This window comes from Pseudomonas sp. efr-133-TYG-103a, from assembly GCF_030209235.1.
Taxonomy (GTDB): domain Bacteria; phylum Pseudomonadota; class Gammaproteobacteria; order Pseudomonadales; family Pseudomonadaceae; genus Aquipseudomonas.
In genome coordinates this window covers 61,043-79,961 of sequence record NZ_JARVSK010000007.1, presented here as the reverse complement: position 1 = coordinate 79,961, position 18,919 = coordinate 61,043, and the positions used below count along the sequence as shown (strand labels likewise).

General features: G+C 62.7%; 7 protein-coding genes. 3 read left to right on the top strand and 4 right to left on the bottom strand.

All coding sequences use genetic code 11. The features are described from left to right. Positions 1-211: 211 nt before the first annotated feature. Positions 212-2,188, bottom strand: coding sequence for a bifunctional tRNA (5-methylaminomethyl-2-thiouridine)(34)-methyltransferase MnmD/FAD-dependent 5-carboxymethylaminomethyl-2-thiouridine(34) oxidoreductase MnmC (mnmC, locus tag QRN36_RS06710; RefSeq protein WP_285423329.1), 1,977 nt, complete (start codon positions 2,186-2,188; stop codon positions 212-214). 144 nt (positions 2,189-2,332) lie between these two features. Between mnmC and QRN36_RS06705 the strand changes: the two genes are divergently transcribed. Then, the gene (locus QRN36_RS06705) at positions 2,333-6,670 is read left to right on the top strand and encodes a dermonecrotic toxin domain-containing protein (RefSeq protein ID WP_285423328.1); all 4,338 of its coding nucleotides are present in this window, start codon (positions 2,333-2,335) and stop codon (positions 6,668-6,670) included. Between the two features lie 149 nt (positions 6,671-6,819). Beyond that, on the top strand, positions 6,820-8,322 hold the full coding sequence (gene pap, locus QRN36_RS06700; protein ID WP_285423327.1) for a polyphosphate:AMP phosphotransferase: 1,503 nt from the start codon (positions 6,820-6,822) through the stop codon (positions 8,320-8,322). A gap of 139 nt (positions 8,323-8,461) precedes the next feature. On the opposite strand, the gene QRN36_RS06695 is transcribed toward pap, so the two are convergent. Genes QRN36_RS06695 through QRN36_RS06685 form a run of 3 tightly spaced genes read right to left on the bottom strand, consistent with a single transcriptional unit; the run spans position 8,462 to position 13,371 of the window. Continuing rightward, a complete protein-coding gene (locus tag QRN36_RS06695) occupies positions 8,462-9,805 on the bottom strand; it encodes an HlyD family type I secretion periplasmic adaptor subunit (RefSeq protein ID WP_285423326.1) in 1,344 nt (447 codons plus the stop codon). Between the two features lie 12 nt (positions 9,806-9,817). After that, positions 9,818-11,992 (bottom strand): type I secretion system permease/ATPase, encoded by a 2,175-nt coding sequence (locus tag QRN36_RS06690; RefSeq protein WP_373568709.1) that lies wholly within the window; start codon positions 11,990-11,992, stop codon positions 9,818-9,820. A gap of 23 nt (positions 11,993-12,015) precedes the next feature. Next, the gene (locus tag QRN36_RS06685) at positions 12,016-13,371 is read right to left on the bottom strand and encodes a TolC family outer membrane protein (protein ID WP_285423325.1); all 1,356 of its coding nucleotides are present in this window, start codon (positions 13,369-13,371) and stop codon (positions 12,016-12,018) included. Between the two features lie 421 nt (positions 13,372-13,792). On the opposite strand from QRN36_RS06685, the gene QRN36_RS06680 reads away from it, so the two are divergent. Continuing rightward, positions 13,793-18,754, top strand: coding sequence for a retention module-containing protein (locus tag QRN36_RS06680; RefSeq protein ID WP_285423324.1), 4,962 nt, complete (start codon positions 13,793-13,795; stop codon positions 18,752-18,754). The last annotated feature ends 165 nt before the right edge of the window (positions 18,755-18,919 follow it).

Here is an 18,919-nt window from a genome sequence, read left to right as displayed (position 1 = left end):
GATGTAACGGCCTCTTCGCGAGCAAGCTCACTCCTACAGATATGTTGCGGGCGTTCCCTTATTCTTCGGCCAGACACAAATCCTGTGGGAGCGAGCTTGCTCGCGAAGACTGACTGCCAGCCGCTGTATCTCCACCAGCCAAACTAAACAAACCAGTCACACCGGCCTCTTCGCGAGCGAACTCGATCCCACATCGGTATCGCGGAGATCATTACTTTCCGCGAATCAGACTGCGCAGTGCGAATCGGTTGGGGTGGCATGCTTCGGCCACGCTGCGGGGCAGGGGCAGGGGTTCGTTGTCCAGCCACGCGGCGATCAGCTCGCCGGACAGCGGGGCGGTGATCAGGCCGCGCGAGCCGTGGCCGCTGTTGATGTAAAGCCCGTCCAGCCACGGGCACTCGATGGACGGCGCCTGGCGGGCGTCTTTGCGCAGCACGGCATAGGCCTGGAAAAACGCTTCCCGGTCAGCCAGAGGCCCGACGATCGGCAGGTAATCCGGGCTGGTGCAGCGAAAAGCGGCGCGGCCTTGCAGGTCCTCCAAAGGGATTTCGCTAGCCTGCAGCCGGTCCGTCAGGTCCTCGGAAATTTCCCGCAGCAGATCGAGGTTGCCCAGATGCTCCGCACGGCTGGGCGTCAGGTCATCGCTGTTGAACGCGAAGCTTGCCCCCAATGTGTGTTCACCCAGCCGCGCGGGCGCGACGTAGCCCTCGGCGCAGACCACCGTGCGCAGCGAGGCGCTGGCCGGCGTTTCCGGCAGCCGGGTGATCTGCCCGCGAATGCGCTTGAGCGGCAGGTCGGCGCTGGCCGGGAATCGCTTGACCTCGGCTGCACCCGCCAGCACCACCACCTTCGCCTGGGCGAGTAACCGGTCGCCATTCCAGGCCTGCCAGACCTCGCCTTCGCGGCGCAGCTCAAGCGCCTCGCCATGGGTGATCAATTCAACCCCCGGCTGTTGCGCCTGATGGCGGCATAACGCAGGCGGATGCACCCAGCCTCCTTGCGGATAGAACAGGCCGCCGCTTTTCAGGGCGATACCGGCTTTCGCTTCAGCGTGCGACTGCTCGAGCACCTGCAGCAAGTCAGGGGTAAATGCCTGGGCCAGTTGTGCCTGACGTTCGTGTTCCTTTTCATCGAATGCCAGTTGCAGCACGCCGCAGTCATCCCAGTCGACGCCCCGCTGCAACCGCTCCAGCAGGCGCCGCGTATGGCCGAAGCCGCTGAGAATCAACTGCGAGAGCGCGGTGCCATGGGCCGACAATTTCAGATACAGCACGCCTTGCGGGTTGCCCGAAGCTTCGGCAGCAACGCTCTGATGACGCTCCAGCAATTGGACCTGCCAGCCACGCGCGGCCAGGCTTGCAGCGGTCGCGCAACCGGCCAGCCCGGCGCCGATCACCAGCGCCTTGCGTTCATCGCCATGCCGGACCGGCCGCGCGAACCAGGGTTTGGCGCGAGGCGGGGCGGGCGTGTCGTCGGGCCAGCCGATGAAGCTGCCCTTGAGCACTTCCCATTTGTGGCCGATACCGGGCACGCGTTTCATCTTGAAGCCGGCAGCGTTCAACGCGCGGCGCACCCAGCCGGTACTGGTAAACGTCCCGATGGTCGCGCCGGGAGCGGCCAGACGCGCCAGTTCGGCAAACAGCTCCGGGGTCCACATTTCCGGATTTTTCGAAGGCGCGAAGCCGTCCAGAAACCATGCGTCGATCTCGCCGTCCAGCTGCGGCAGCATGTCCAGCGCGTCGCCGATCAACAGCGTCAGCGTCACCCGGCCACCTTCGAACACCAGACGCTGGAAGCCCTCGTGAATCGCCACGTACTGCGTCAACAGTTGATCGGCGAAGGGCTTGAGTTCAGGCCATAGCGCCAGGGCTCTTTGCAGATCGTCACGGCTGAGCGGGAATTTCTCGACGCTGACAAAGTGCAGACGCGCCCCCGCGTGAGCCTGCGCCGCAAACAGCTGCCAGGCGCAGAGGAAGTTCAGGCCGGTGCCGAAGCCGGTCTCACCGATCACCAGACGACCGCCGTCAGGCAGCCCTGCGAAGCGCTCTTGCAGCGCGTTCTGCGTCAGAAACACATGGCGGGTTTCGTCCAGGCCTGACTCGGTGGAGAAGTACACGTCGCAAAACACCCTGGAATGGGGATTGCCGTTCTCGTCCCAGTCAATCTGGGCGTGGTCAATGGTGGTCATGTTCGGCTCGGGGTAGGCAAGGCGGCGATTTTACCCCAGCGCCCGGTGAATGCAGACAGCGCGACGAAATGAATAACTATGTATGCCAGCGCCCGCGTGAATCCTGATTACGTTCGACACTCAGTCATTCACAAGGACGTCACCATGAACAGCACCGCGTTACTTCAAGTCTCGACCATCATCAACAACACCTTGCCCGCCTGGTTCATCAACGCATCGCCGCAGATGCGCAACGCCCTGGCGTCAGACATGGGCCGCAGCCGTCGCGCCACGCTGGCGGCAGGGCAGGTGCTCGATCGCATCGTCGACCTGCCCGCATTCGCCCGTCCGTTACTGGCCAAGGCGCTGCAAGACGCGTACGGGCCGGGCCTGGATGTCGACGCCGATCATTTCTACCACGTCAGTTTCGAGCGCGACTGGCTGACCGGGCGCGCAGCACCGAAAAGCTCGACCACCCAGTCGCTGTTGCAGGCCGCGTTGCAGAACTTCGAGGTCAGCGAACAGGCGCAGGTGGCGCAGGAAAATACCTCGCTGATTTACCGCAACCTGTCGGGCAGGGATCACTTGCAGGCACGAAGCGATCCCCTTAACAGGCAGAACGTCAGCCCCGAGCGTTTCATCGAGCTCTGTCGAAAGGTGGATGTGGGCGGCCAGTATCAGCGCCACCTGCGCCACGTGCTGCATCCGGTGGCGCGCGCGGATGTGCCTGGCAGTGTCGGCAGCGAAGAAATCAAGCAACTGCTGATCGAGAAGGATCGCCTGGCATTGAGGGTTGAATCCCACATCGCACGCATGAAAGGCCTGATCGACGAGGCGGCGTATCAGGCACTGCTTGCGTTGGAGAGTGAGACATCTTCCGGGCAATTGTTCACCTTGCAGATGCTCGGCTTCACGTTACGCGATGTGCTGGTGATGCAGGCGCCCGGCGCGACTGGCTGCGTAGTCTATCTGCCGGGCGAGCCCGAAGCGCCCCTTCGGTCCTACGCCTCGTTGGACGCCTTCATGCAGACATTGAGGACAAAGCTGCGCAACGAAGACTATCAACGCTACTTTGATCGCTTTCTCGCCCAGCGCAGCAAAGGCGCGTTTTTCCCTTCCCTGCATGATCGTCTCGCCCCGCAAAGCGTGCACAGCGTAGCGCGTGGCAAGGGATTTCATCGTCAGCTGTTGGCCACGACCCAGGACGACCCCAACGCCAATCTCGACCTGCAGACCGTGCCGCTGGGCATCACGCTCGGCGAATTTCTTTACCTGCAAAGCATGTTGCACATCAAGGACGACGCCCGGGTCCTGGCCGTTCCAACCGATGACGAGGACGCCAGGACTCGTCTGAAACGTCTGGCCCAGTGGCGCGAATATGGCCTGGATGCGCTGAATCTGGCCGCGTTCTTCGTGCCCGGGCTGGGTGAAGCGATGTTGCTAGTGTCCGGCGCGCAGTTGTTGGTCGACACCTTCGAGGGCGTCGATGCCTGGCGGCACGGCGACATGAGCGAAGCGCTGGATCACTTGAGCCAGGTCGCGGAAAACATCGCATTCCTGGCGGCCATGGGCGCGGCGGGCAAGTGGGCGAGCAGCCCCGGGGCCGCGACCGTCGAACCGCCTTCATTCATTGCGCGCATGCAGCCGGTCACTGATTCGACCGGTCAGTTGCGCTTGTGGGACAGCATCAGTGAGCTTCGCCGTCTGCACCCATCGTTGGCCGATTTCGATGACAAGACCCTGACGCGCATCATGGCGGTGGCCGATGTCGATGCCGCCACGGTCCGACACGCGCTCACCAACGATCAGACGCCACCGGCGGCCTTGATCGACAGCGCCAAGCGCTTTCGTCTGAGCGAAAATGCGGCCCGATCCGTCGAAGCCTTCGAAGCGGCCTATCGCGAAAGCGAGCAGTCGAGCGACCCACTGGTGACGCTGCTCAGGCGCGATTTTCCTTCGCTGACCCTGGCGTCGGCTCGCGAGTTGCTCGTCAGCGTCACCGCCGAGCAGCGTCTGGCAATGCAAACGAGCGGGCGCATTGCGCTGGAGGTCGCGGGCAAGGTGCGTGGTCATCTGCGTCAGACCCGCATGAGTCGCGTGCTGGAAGGTTTTTTTCTGGCGCCGAGCCATGCCAGCCCTGACCTTCAACGCCTGACGCTGCGCAGCGTCGAACTGTTTGCCGGATGGCCCGATGACCTGCGACTGGAGATTCGCGAGGGCACGGCCCACGGTGCGCTGCTCGACAGCATTGGCCCAGAGCAGTCGACTGAACGTCGCCTCCTCGTGCGCGGCAAGAATGCATTTCAGCCGTGTGATGGCCAGGGCAAATCCATCGGACGTGAGGGCAGTCTGTTCTCGGCGATCCTGCGTGCGTTGCCCCAGGAAGCACGACAGGCAATCGGTCTTGCCGATGCCGACATCGATGCCCGCGTGCTCAAAGGCCGCGTGTTCAAATGGCTGAAACAGCAGCCGGCCTGGGCAGCCCGGACGCTGGGACAATGGACGCCGGACGGTGCGTTGCGCATGCCCATGCGTCTGGCGGACAGCCGCATCGGCTATCCGCTCAGCGGCCGTGGCGCTGGCTTCGGCGAGGCGCCGAGCGAAATCCCGGACGAGGCGCCGAGCGAGTTGGAACAGCAACTGGTGCAGGCAATGACGCAGCTGTATCCAGAGAGCCCCGACCTGCCGGCGCAAGTGCGCGACATGGCCCGACGACAACGTCCGCTGGCTGACTTGCTCGCGACCACCCGTCAGCGAATCGAGGCCTGGCAGCCGCTGTACTGGAACCTTCTGGCGTGGGTCGAAGCCGATGACACGGGCGTGCTGATCAATGAAGACCTGCGCCCGGCCCGACGCACCGTGGCGACAGCCATCGAACGCGCCTGGCGCTACAGTCACAGCGCGGCACCGCGTGGTCCGCGCTCGCTGACGCTGGAGCACATCACCCTGCCGCAACTGCCGGCGCTTCCCGATTTTTACGCCGACATCAGGCGCATGGATCTCAACCACGTCAGCGCCGACCTGCCAGCCGCCAATGCCTTTCTGGAACACTTCCCGGCCCTGACGCACCTGAATCTGCGCGCCAGCTTCCTGGCCATCCCAGACGTGCTGCCTCGCCTGGAACGGCTGGAGCACCTGTCGCTGGAGCGCATGCCATGGACCATCGATCAGGCGGTGATGGATGTGCTGATGGACATCCCTGAGCTCGACTCGCTGAGCCTGGCCAGCAGTCCGCTGGCTCAGTTCACCGACATCGGTCGCCTGCGCCTGTCGACGCTGTGGATCAACAATACGGGCTTGACTGAGTGGCCGCAGTGGGCTCATTCGCTGGGGCTCAACGAGCTCGACATCAGCGACAACCATATCGTTGAGATCCCCGACGAAGTCATCGAGAACCCTCACGATCCGGACCGCCACCTGGTGATCTACGCGTACAACAATCCGCTGGAGCATCAGTCGCTGGAAAATTACTGGCGCAACGACACCGGCTTCGGCCATCGCTATCGTCTGGATTACGACTTTCCCGAGGACATCCGCGAGCTTCCGGTGGAGGGCATGGCCGAGGGCAGCGACAGCGAGAGTTCCGATGAGGACAATTCCGACCTTGCGCATCCTTCCACTTCAGATGCCCGTGCGCCGGTGGCGTCAGTCGAGTTATGGATCAGGCCGGATGAGCCGGCCCTGAACGATCGACTGCGCGCCGCCTGGGCGCAGGTGGTACAAGCGGGCGATGCGCCGCATCTGCTGGTGCTGCTGCAGCGTCTTCGTCAGGCAGCGGATTTTCGCCTGTTCCACGCCGAGCTTGCCTGGGATGTGCTCACGGTGCTGGAGTCGGTTGCAACGGATGCGGCCTTGCGCGCGCAGGTCGAGGTTATCGCCAACGATCGCCTGTTCGGCGCCGACCAGACCTGTCAGGACGGCGCGCGTCTGATCTTCAGCGACATTCAAGTGGTCGTTTACAGCGAGCAGGCGCTGCGCGGCGTGGCGCCTGCTCAGCGCACACAGGTCATGCTCGGGGTGATTCGCCGGCTGTTCCGGCTCAATGAGGTTCAGGCCATCGCCGATGCCGAAATCCTTCGCCGCGAAGGGCTGGGCATGAACGTCGACGCCGCCGAGGTGCGCATGGCGTACCGCATCGGTCTGGCCGACGAGCTGGCGCTGCCCGGTCAGCCTCATCGCATGGTCTGGGAGCGCCTGGCTGCTGTCGATCACGGCGCGCTGCTGGACGCTCGACGCCGGGTGCTCGAGGCAGAGCAGGGCCCTGCGTTTCTTGAGTTCGCAGTGGCTGACCGTCAATGGAATGCCCGCTTGCGTGCCGAGCATGGGCCGGGCATGGAACTGGCGACGGCGGTGGTCCAGACCCGGATGGCTGCGCTCGAGGACAATCCCCCTGAAGATCCGGACGAGTACCATCGTCAGGGGCAGGCGTTGATCGCCCGGCGCGAGGCGGATGAACACTCCATGCTCATTCAGCTGACCGACCTGTACCGCGCCGGCTGGTAAGGCGCATCGCGGCGTGTCGGATGACCGTGCACACGGTCGCCCGGCGCGCCGGTTTTCGTTGCGATTGACCCCTGAACGCGATTGGCGGTCATACCCTTCACTGATACCAGACGCCTGCTAGTCTTGGGCGATCATGAAGGGAGCCATGCATGTTCGAATCCGCTGAAATCGGCCACACCATCGATGACGAGACCTACGACGCTGAAGTTCCGGCACTGCGCGAGGCGCTGCTGGAGGCGCAATATGAACTCCATGAACAAGCCAAGCGCCAGATCATAGTGCTGATCAACGGCATTGAAGGCGCTGGCAAGGGCGAAACCGTCAAACTGCTCAACGACTGGATGGACCCGCGCTACATCGAGGTGCGCACGTTCGACCAGCAGACCGATGAGGAGCTTGCTCATCCTCCGGTCTGGCGCTATTGGCGACAGCTTCCGCCCAAGGGCCGCATCGGCGTGTTCTTCGGCAACTGGTACAGCCAGATGATTCAGGGACGGGTGCACAAGCAATTCCCTGACCCGGTACTGGATCAGGCCATCAACGGCGCGGAGCGTCTGGAGAAAATGCTCGTCGATGAAGGCGCCGTGATCTTCAAGTTCTGGTTTCACCTGTCCAAACAGCAAATGAAGCAGCGCCTCAAGACCCTCAAGGACGATCCGCTGCACAGTTGGCGGATCAGCCCGCTGGACTGGCAGCAATCGAAAACCTACGACAAGTTCGTGCGATTCGGCGAGCGCGTCCTGCGCCGCACCAGTCGCGATTATGCGCCGTGGCACGTGATCGAAGGCGCAGACCCGAACTACCGCAGCCTGACGGTCGGCCGGCTGTTGCTGGAAGGCCTGCAAAGCGCGTTGAAAACCCCTGAAGGCCAGAGCAATTTCGTCAACCTGGGCCCGCTGCCGAGCAACACCGACGAGCGCAGTCTGCTGGACAATCTGGACATGTCGCTGGCGCTGGAAAAGGACGACTACGAAGAGCAGTTGATCACCGAACAGGCGCGTCTTTCCGGCCTGATGCGTGACAAGCGCATGCGTCGTCATGCGCTGGTGGCGGTGTTCGAAGGCAATGATGCGGCCGGCAAGGGCGGGGCGATCAAGCGGGTTGCCGGTGCGCTCGATCCTCGCCAGTACCACATCGTGCCCATCGCCGCGCCCAGCCAGGACGAGCTGGCACAACCTTATCTGTGGCGGTTCTGGCGACAGATCCCGGCGCGCGGCAAGTTCACCGTATTCGACCGTTCCTGGTATGGCCGGGTGTTGGTGGAGCGGGTCGAGGGTTTCTGCTCTGAAGCGGACTGGCTGAGGGCGTACAGCGAGATCAATGATTTCGAAGAGCAGCTCACCGATGCGGGCATCGTGGTCGTGAAGTTCTGGCTCGCGATCGACGACAAGACCCAGCTTGAGCGTTTTCAGGCTCGGGAGAAGATTCCTTTCAAACGGCACAAGATTACCGAGGACGACTGGCGCAACCGCAAGAAGTGGCCGCAATACCGCGAGGCCGTCGGCGATATGGTCGACCGCACCAGCACCGAAATCGCGCCGTGGACGCTGGTCGAAGCCAATGACAAACGCTGGGCTCGGGTAAAAGTCCTGCGCACGATCAACGAGGCGCTGGAGGCAGCGTTCGCCAAGGGCGACAAGAAGAAAAAGTGACTGACGGAACACCATTTCTGCAGGGGCAATCGGAGGTGGCGACGCTCGCGAATGCGGTCTGGCTGAGACAGCGCATTCGCGACCCTAATCACCTCGGATTGCGCCTACATAGGGTTGTGGCGTAAATGAGTCCGCAGGATCACCGCTCCCGCAATGCTTCGGTGCGGGCTTTCAGGACGGGTTTGAGAAGGTAGTCCATTACGCTTTTCTCGCCGGTGATGATGTCCACCGTCGCGACCATGCCGGGGATGATCAGCAACGGTTTTGCATCGCTGCCCAAGTGGTTTTTGTCGGTGCGTACCTGGATCAGGTAGAACGTGTTGCCCTTGTCGTCGGTGGTCGTGTCGGCGCCGATCAGCTCCAGCCTGGCCGGCAGTCCGCCGTAGATGGTGTAGTCGTAGGCGCTGAACTTGACCATGGCTTTCTGGCCCGGATGCAGAAAGGCAACGTCCTGCGGCCTGACTTTGGCTTCGATCAGCAGGTTGTCCTCAAGGGGCACGATTTCCACCATGTCGCTGCCGGGTTGAACCACGCCGCCGATGGTGTTGACTTTCAAGGTCTTGACGATGCCCTTGACCGGCGAGGTCACGGTGGTGCGCGTGACGCGGTCGTCGATGGCGATGCTGGTGGCGCTGGCCTTGGCCAGGTCCGAACGCTTTTCGTTGAGGTCCTTGGTGGCGTCGGATCGAAAGGTATCGGTGGACTCCTGGATCTTGCTTTTGATCTCGTTGATCGCCGCTTCGGCGCGTGGAATCGCCAGTGAAGTGGCATCCATTTGCCCGCGAGCCTCGGACGCCTTGCCCTTGAGGCGAATGATCTCCACTGGCGACACTGCGCCGCTGTTCACCAGTGGCGCCGACATGCTCAGCTCTTGCTGAATGAAGCCCAACTGATTGCGATACTGATCCTGCTTGGAGCGGAATTCGGCGACTTCCTGCATCTTCTGGCGCAATTGCTCCTGCAACGTGCGCTGCTCGCTGGCCAGGCGCCGCTGGCGAGAGTCATACAATGCCTGTTCATCGGCCGCCACCTGCGGCGCTTTGCCAAGCACCTCGGCAGAGGGTTTGAACGGCCTGCCTTCGGCCTCCGCCGACAGCCGATCGACCTGCGCCATCAGCGTGTATTTGTCCACTTCGCTTTCGCCCTTGTTCGAGAGAAAACGCGTGTCGTCCAGGCGCAGCAAGGTGTCGCCCTTGTTCACGATCTGCCCTTCGCGCACGAAGATTTCCGTGACGATGCCGCCTTCCAGGTTCTGGATCACCTGCACCTTGCTCGACGGAATGGCCTTGCCTTCACCCATCGTGACCTCTTGCAGCACCGCGAACCTGGCCCACACCAGCGCAGTGATGATCAGCGCGGCGGCGATCCACACGGTGACGCGCGCGCCACGGGGTGAGTCCTGCGCCGCGACGCCTGCGACCTCAGGCATGAACTCGTTATCGACCTGGCGATCAGGGTGAAAATAGCTGTGAGCGGATGACATGGGCGACGCTCCTTAAACCATGGCCGGGCCGGTACGGCCCTTGCGCAACGCTTCGACGACGAGCTCTTTGGGACCGTCGGCGACCACTTTGCCGTTGTCCATCACGATCAGCCGGTCCACCAGACTGAGCATCGACATGCGATGGGTGACCAGCAGCAGGGTTTTGCCTTGCATCAGCGTGAACAGCTTCTGGCGCAAGACGTCTTCGCTGCCGTTGTCCATGTGGCTGGTGGGTTCGTCGAGCAGCATGATGGGTGGGTCGAGCAGCAGCGCGCGGGCCAGTAAGACCGCTTGACGCTGCCCGCCGGAAAGCAGCTGGCCGCGCTCGCCTACCGGGCGGTCGAAGCCCTGCGGATGGTTACGCGCAAGGTCGGTCACGCCTGTCAGTTCGGCCACCTCCAGCATTCTGGCGTCGCTGACGTAACGCGCGCCGAGCGTCAGGTTGTCCCGCAGACTGCCCGCCAGCAGCGGCAGATCATGGGCCACGTAGCCCACTTGCTGGCGCAGGTCCGCGACGTCGACCTGACGCAGATCCAGGCCATCGAGCAACAGCTGGCCGGAATCAGGGGTGTAGAAACCCATCATCAACCGGGCAAGGGTGCTCTTGCCCGAACCGCTGCGACCGATGATGCCGATCCGCTCACCGGGTCTGACGCTGATAGTGACCTCGCTCAGGGCCGCGGGCGTACCGGGGCCGCCATAGGCGAAACTGGCGTTGACCACCTGCAGCGCGCCTTCCAGCCGGGTGTGTTGAAGCGTCGTTCGGCCAGGCTCGCGCTCTTGCGGCAGGGCCATCAGCGCATCGGTGCTCTTCATGGTGATCTGCGCCTGCTGATAGCGCGTGATCAGCCCGGCGATCTGGCCCAGCGGTGCCAGCACGCGACTGCCGAGCATATAGCTGGCCACCAGCGCACCGACGCTGAGGTTGCCGGCAATGATGATGTAGACCCCGGCGACGATGGTCGCCATGCCCGAGAACTGCTGGATGAACAAGGTGCCGTTGCTGGCCAGCGCCGAGAGGTCCCGGGCGTGGCTGTCGAGGCGGGTGAGGGCGCCGTGGGTCGACTCCCATTTATGCTGGCGTTCGCTTTCGGCGCCGCAGGCTTTGAGGGTTTCCAGTCCGCCGAGTGTTTCCACCAAAAGGGCCTGACGTTCGGCGCCCAGCGCAAGGCTGCGTTCGACGGTGTCGCGCAGGCGCATCTGGATGATCCAGGCGAACAGGATCGTGATCGGAAAAGCCACCACCGGAATCACCACCAGCCAGCCGCCCAACAACCCGATCACCGCCAGCATCAGCACGGCGAACGGCAGGTCGATGATGCTGGTGAGCGTGACGGCGGTCAGAAATTCTCGCAGGCCCTGGAAATCATGAATGCTCTGGGCGAAGCCGCCGACGGTGGCAGGGCGCGCTTTCATCGCCATTCCGGTAATGCGCTCGAATAACGTGGCGGACAGAATCACGTCGGTTTTCTTCCCGGCCTGATCCAGCAGACGCGCGCGCACCAGACGCAACGTCAGTTCGAATGCCGTGCCGATCAGCAGTCCGACGGCGAGCACCCAGAGGGTCGACGTCGCCTGGTTGGGCACGACGCGGTCGTAGGTCTGCATGACGAACAGCGGCACCATCAACCCCAGCAGGTTGATCAGCAGGCTGGCGAGAATCGCGTCGCTGTAGAGCCAGCGCGACAGTCTGAGGGTGTCACGAAACCAGGCGTTGACCCTGGGCACCAGCGGCGCGCGCAGGTTTTCCAGTTCGTGACGCGGGCGGGCGAACAATGCCTGGCCTGTGTAGAGCGCTTGCAGTTCTTCGCGGCTGACCCGCTGCTCGCCACCTTCGGCTTCGCTGGGCAGGATCAGCGCACGCCCGTCCTCTTCCCAGCGCCGCAGCACGGCGCATCGGTTGCCCTTGAGCAGCAATAAAACGGGCAGGTTCAGCCCGTCGATGGCGTCCAGATCGCGGCGCAGAATACGCGCCTGCAGTCCGGCGCGAGCGGCGGCACGGGGAAGCAGTTCAATGCCCAGCCGATGCTGCGCCAGAGGCAGGCCAGCACTGAGGCTGGTGCGGCTGGCGTTGCAATCGTGCAGTTTGCAGAGGATCAGCAGGCCGTCGAGCAGCGGATCGTCGTAGTTCGAACGAGGGTCGATCGGATGGGCCAGATCGATGTGTGTCGGTTCCATGCGCGTCACAGACTTCTCCCGGCGCTTGCGCGCTACTTCAGTTCAGGCAGCCGTGCTTCGCTTTTGACTTCTGTCAGGGCGACCGCTTCAGCCGGCAATACCACGCGCTCTTTGCGCAACAGCTCGCCTTCAGTGGCCAGCACCCGGTACATCGCGAATTCTTCGGTGTAGCGCAGTTCGGTGTAGCGGCGGGCCGCGTTGTAGAGCTCGTTTTCGCTGTCCAGCAGGTCGAGCAGGGTGCGTTGGCCGAGGCCGAACTGATCCTGATACGCAGCGCGCACACGGGTGGTGGTCTCGGCGTATTCGCGGGCGATCGGCGTCTGGGTGCGCGCGTTATTCATCGCATTCCAGGCCAGGGCCAGGTTCTCGTTGAGCATGCGCAGGGCGTTGTTGCGAATGTCCATGGCCTGCCCCGTCTTGTAGGAGTCGGAATTTAGGCGGGCTTTGTCGCGATTGCCGTTGAACAGGTTGTAATTCATCACCACGGCGGCGCGCCATTCGTTGTCGTGGCCTTCCTCGCCTTGCAGGTTGTCGTTCGCGCCGACCGCAAGCTCGCCGTCGAAGCGTGGGTAAAAAGGCGATTTCGCCACTTCGTATTGCTTCTCTGCGGCGTTGACGTCGGCCTGCGCCGATTTCAGATAGGGGTTGTTGGTCAGCATGCTTTGCCGCGCGGCGCTGAGGCTGGGAGACACCTCGCCCCTGATGCTCGGCGGGGCTTCCAGCTCATCCGGCATTCTGCCGACAGCGCTGAAGAAGTTCGCCTCGGCGTCGGCCAGGTCGACTTGCGCGGTGTAGAAGTTGTTTTCGGCCAGAGCGCGACGGGCCTTGGATTGATCGGCGTCTGCGTTGCTGCCGATGCCGCGATTGGTGCGCAAGCCGATCTGGTCGTTGATGCGCAGGTGCGCCTGCAGGTTGTTCTTTGCCAGATCGAGCATCTCGCGACGCTTGAGCACCTCCAGATAGACCTCGACAGTGCGCAGGGCGAGGCTTTCAGAGGTACCGCGCAGGTAATACGCGCGGGAGTTGACGACCTCGCGGGTCCGGCCGACCTCGTTCTTGGTGTTGAAGCCGTCGAACAGCATTTGCCGCAACCGCAGTTCCGACTGGGTGTAGTTCAGGGTTTCTTCGTTGTGGTTGTTGAAGCCCCGGGTATTGGGGCTGTCGGTGTGTTCACGGCCGTAGGCGGCGATCAGATCAACCGTGGGGAGATAGCCTCCTTTGGCGAACTTCACATCTTCGTCTGCCGACAATCGGTTGTTCACGTTGGCGTGAATTTCCGGGTGATTGTCGATGGTGTTCTGAATCGCCTGGTTGAGGGACATGGCTTGCGCTTGGGCGCAGGCGACCGCCAACACAACTGCACTGTAGAGCGGGGTCAAATCGCGCATGAATACTTCTCCGTGAAATGTTGTCGTGCTACTACGCCAAAAAACCGGCGATTCCTTCGGTTAAAACCGTATCAGGTTTGTAACATCACAGCTAAGAACAACTTTCGGAAAAGCTCAGACGTTTTTTTCATATGCGTTATTCCAAAAAAAACTTATGTCCTTTTGGATTTTCAGGCGATGGTGAAATCCATGATTCGCCTGTATTCAACGTATTACGGGCGGTTAAAAGATTTTGTGCACGTTTCAGCGGAAATTTGACGGCGGCCCATCAAGTCGTTTTTCGGACAAAAAACTTGAAAAGATTCAGCGACATAAAATTGTCGTCTGATGATGGCTTAAAGCCTTTTCTGTACGCCGTTCGAACAGTTTTTGTTGGATTCGTAACATTTTTTGATCGGTTATTTGCAGCAAGGGAGTGTCTATGGCCAGGTTGATCGGTACGGTGCAAAAAGTGGTGGGCGACGTTTTCGCGGTGGCCGGTGATGGAACCCGACGACTGGTCATCGAGGGCGACAGGCTCTACGCCGGTGAGCAGCTCCAGACCGGGCCTGCGGGCGCAGTGGCCGTGCACCTGACCGATGGCGGCGAGCTGACCCTGGGGCGCGACAGCAGCATGCCGCTGACGCCGCAGATCCTCGCCAACCATGCGACGCATATCGATACCCCGGACGCCGCCGCGCCCAGTCAGGCGCAACTGACCGACGTGCAGCAGCTGCAGCAAGCCATCGCCGCCGGCGCGGACCCCAGTCAGGTCACCGATGCGCCCGCCGCGGGCAATGCCAATCCCGGCGGCTCGCCGAGCGCGCTGGGTGGCGGCCACTCTTACGTGATGCTGACCGAGACCGGTGGCGTGGTGAATCCGGTGGTCGGCTTCCCCACCGAAGGGCTCAATCCAGTGTTTCTGGTGCCGGAAGGCGAAATCGGCGGGCGGGACGATGGCTCGCCCGACGCCAGTCAGCCGCCCGTCATCACGCCACCGCCACCGCCGACGGACAACGGCATTTCCCTGGGTGAGAGCGAGGTGACGCTCAACGAAGCCAATCTGGAGGACGGCAGTGCGCCGGATGGCGCCGCGCTGACCCAGGGCGGGACGTTTCAGGTCAACGCACCGGACGGGCTGCAAACGCTGACCATTGGCGGCATCGACGTTGTCAGCAATGGCGTTCCAATGTCGGGGCAGCAATCGATCACGCTGCCGTCGGGCAATACGCTGACCATCCTCGGTTACAACCCGACCACGGGCGTGGTCACGTACACCTACACGCTCACCGCGCCGGAATCACACAATCAGGGTGATGGCACGATCAACAACGAGCAGATTCCCGTTCACGCGGTGGACAGCGACGGCGACGTCGCCGACGGCAGCGTTATCGTCCATGTCGTCGACGATGTGCCGCACGCCGTCGCCGATGTCGGGTATGTGCTCGAAGGCGGCAATGTCATCGGCAACGTGTTGCTCAACGATCAGGCGGGTGCCGACGGTCCGGGCGCGGGCGGGCTGATTGTCGGCGTGCGCGCCGGCAGCGATACCTCAACGCCGGTCACGACCGGCTTGAACACGGTGATCAATGGTCTTTACGGCACGCTGACCATCGACGCCGCCGGCAACGCCGATTACCACAGCACGCCCGGCGTCATTCCACCGGAAGGTGCGCAGGATGTGTTCACTTACTCGATCCGTGACGCCGATGGCGACACCAGCACCACGACGATCACCGTCAATGTGGTACATGACAGCGGCGTGATCATTGCGCCGGGCGATTGCACGGTCAACGAATCGCATCTGCCAGGCGGCTCTCATCCGGATGCCGCCGCACTCACCCAAAGCGGCACGATCAAGATCACCGCACCCGACGGCCTGCAGACGCTGACGGTGGGCGGCATCAACGTGATCGAGAACGGCGTGGCGATCACCTCGCCGCACACGGCGCAATTGCCGTCCGGCAGCACGCTGACCATCCTCGGTTACAACCCGGTCACGGGCGTGGTGAATTACACCTACACGCTCAACACCCCGGAAGATCACAGCAAGGGCAACGGGGTGTCGGTCAATGACCGGATTCCCGTGCACGCGGTGGACTCCGATGGCGACGTCGCCAACAGCAACGTGGTGGTGAGGATTGTCGACGACACGCCGCAGGCCCATTGCGACATCGGCAATGTCGCGGCGGGCGGGGAAGTCAGCGGCAACCTGTTGCTCAATGACTCGGCAGGTGCCGACGGTGCCGGCCCCAACGGCCTGATCATCGGCGTGCGTGCCGGTGACCATACGTCAACACCGGTGTCCGGCGGCCTGAATACGGTGATCACTGGTCTGTACGGCACGCTGATCGTCGACAATCAGGGCAACGCGACGTATCACAGCAACCCCGCGCTGGTAGGCCCTCATGGCGAGCAGGACGTGTTCACCTACACGATTCGCGACGCCGACGGCGACACCAGCACCACGACCGTGACGGTCAATGTGGCGCCGCCCTGTCCGCCGGTGGCGTGCAATGACCACGACGTGACCGTTCATGAAAGCGCGCTGGATACGCACAAGGACGGACTGGATCTGGCGCCCGGCAAGGTCAACGGCAGTCACCCAGGCTCGACGGCCGAAACCGGTACCGGCACGGTCGCCGATTCAGTGCAGGGCGGCACCGGGGCGCTGACCTTCAGCCTGCAAGGCGCGCATAACGGCACCGCCCAGGGCGCGTTTGGCGTGCTGCACCTCAATGCCGACGGCAGCTACACCTACACGCTCACATCACCGGCGCAAACCACGCCGGGCGCCAACGACGGGCCCAATGTCATCCACGATACGTTCAACTACACCGTCACTGATTCGCTCGGGCATTCGTCGTCGGCACAGATCGTCGTCAACATCGTCGACGACCAGCCCAAGGCCGCGTGCATCGATCGCACCGTCACCAGCGAATCGACCAGCACTAACCTGATGCTGATCGTCGACACTTCGGCGAGCATGAACGAAGCGTCGGGCGTCAACGACTTGTCCCGGCTGGGGCTTGAGAAACAGGCGATCGTCGAACTGCTGAACAAATACGAGGCACTGGGCGACGTACGCGTGCAACTGGTGACCTTCAACAGTCAGGCGCACATCGGCAGCAACGAATGGGTCGATGTGGCGACGGCCAAAGCCATGGTCAACGGCCTGACGGCGGGCAACGGCACCAACTATGACGCGGCGCTGGCTGCCGCCGAACAGGCGTTCACCCAGAAAGGCGCGATCAGCGGCGCGCAGAATGTTGCGTATTTCTTCTCGGACGGAAACCCCACCACGTCACCGCAGCACTCCGATCCGGGCAGCGTGCCAGACCCTGACCGTGGCGATGGCATCAGCCTCGGTGAAGAAGCGGCCTGGACACAGTTCCTCGACAGCCATCACATCAACGCATACGCCATCGGCGTCGGCACGGAGGTCAGCAGCACCTACCTGGACCCGGTCGCGCACAATGGCGCGACCGCCACTGACAGCAACGCAGTGATCGTGACCGATCTGGGCCAGCTCAATGTCGTGCTCAGCGGCACGGTCCAGGGCGGGGTGCACGGCAGTCTGCTGGAAGGGGGCACATTCGGCGCGGATCAGGGTTACGTCAAATCGATCAGCGTGGACGGCACCACTTACCAGTTCGATCCGACAGCGTTCAGCCATCACGGCAGAGTCACCACCACAGGCGGCGAGAATCACGGCACGCTCGATCCGCTGAGCAACAACCTGACCATCACCACCGAGCAGGGCGGCACCCTGGTGATGAACATGAGCACCGGCGCTTACACCTACACCCCGGCGGCTGGCGTGCAGCAGCCGCAGACCGAAAACATCCATTACGTGCTCAGTGACTACGACGGTGACCTGGCGTCGGCCAACCTGAACATCCATGTCGTGCCGCCGCCGGTGTACGAAGCGCCCGTGGCCGTGGCTGACAACGTCATCACCAACCAGAGCGGCGCGACCGTTTTCATTCCTGGCCAGGCGCTGGCGGCCAATGACGCAGCAGGCAACGGCGGCCCGCTGACCGCGACGCCGACCCGTTTCGACACCGGCTGGACCGCCAAGGGTGGTGATTTCAGCGCGACGTCGCTCAAGACCCTTCCGTTCGCCAGCAGCCAGAACAAGGCGGTCAATCAGCTGAAGAATCTGGAGCGCAGTGATTTTTTCAACAATTCGGCGACGACGGCCCTGCTGGTGATCAGCGGCTATCTGGGCGCGGTCAATGGGTCGCCCGCCAATGCACAGGACCTGTACAGCGTCCATCTGAAGGCCGGCGAGACAGTCACCGTCGACCACTCCCTGACCAACGATGTGTTGGGCATGGCCTGGAAGTTCGAGGAAGGCGCCTACCATGGCATTGCCGACGGCGGCAGCTTTACCGCCACTGAAGATGGCGTGTACCGGCTGATCGTGGTGAATCAGGCCGATCCGGGCGTGAAGGAACACTACAACCTGAACCTGACGATCGACTACGCGGCGGTCAATAACACGCCCGATGTCCACAGCAGCTATACCGTCACCGATCCCCACGGCGGCAGCAGCACCGCGGCGGTGAACATTACCCATCAGGACGGGCAGGTCGTGCTTGGGACAACGGGCGACGATGTGCTGGTGGGCGCGGCGGACAGTCATCTGCACGGTGGCGACGGCAACGACGTGCTGGTCGCCGGACCAGGCAACAACGAGCTGTTCGGCGATAACGGCAATGACATGCTGTTCAGCGGGTCGGGCAACGATCTGCTCGACGGCGGCGCGGGCAACAACACCGCGAACTACTCGCTGGCCACTGCGGGCGTCACGGTCAGTACCGCCGAACTCGGACCGCAGCACACGGGTGGGGCGGGCGTCGACACGCTGGTGAATATCGATAACCTGATCGGTTCGAACTTCAACGATCACCTCACAGGCGATCAGGGCAACAATATGCTCAACGGCGGCCTGGGCAACGACGTGCTCAACGGCGGGGCGGGCGATGACATCCTGATCGGCGGACCGGGCAACAACACCCTGACCGGTGGCACGGGGCACGATACCTTCCAGTGGCAGGCGGGGAACACCGGGCACGACACCGTGACCGACTTCAATTTCGGCCTCGACAAGCTGGACCTGTCGCAACTGCTCCAGGGCGAGCACGGGGACGCGAACTCGCTGGAAAACTTCCTGCATTTCAGCGTCAGCGGCAGCGGTGCATCCCTGGTTTCAACCATCGATATAAGCAGCGTCGCCGGGGGCGCGATCACGCAGACCATCGACCTTGCCGGCGTGGATCTGGCCCATCACTACGGCGTCAGCCCCGGTGCCGGCGGCGTGGTGGCCGGCGGCCCGGATGCCGCAGCCATCATCAACGGAATGCTTGGGGACCATTCGTTGAAGGTCGATACGGTATGAGGGAAGGCTTGCGGTGTGCCTGAAACACCGCACCAAATGTCTGGCTTCTTGGTGTTGCCGCTGGCGAACGGGATAAACGCGAAGCTGCCCGTCAGGCCTCGGTCTCGATGGGGGCAGTCGAATACCCGGAAAACCGCGAGCTGGTTCACGAAGAGGGCGCTGTGG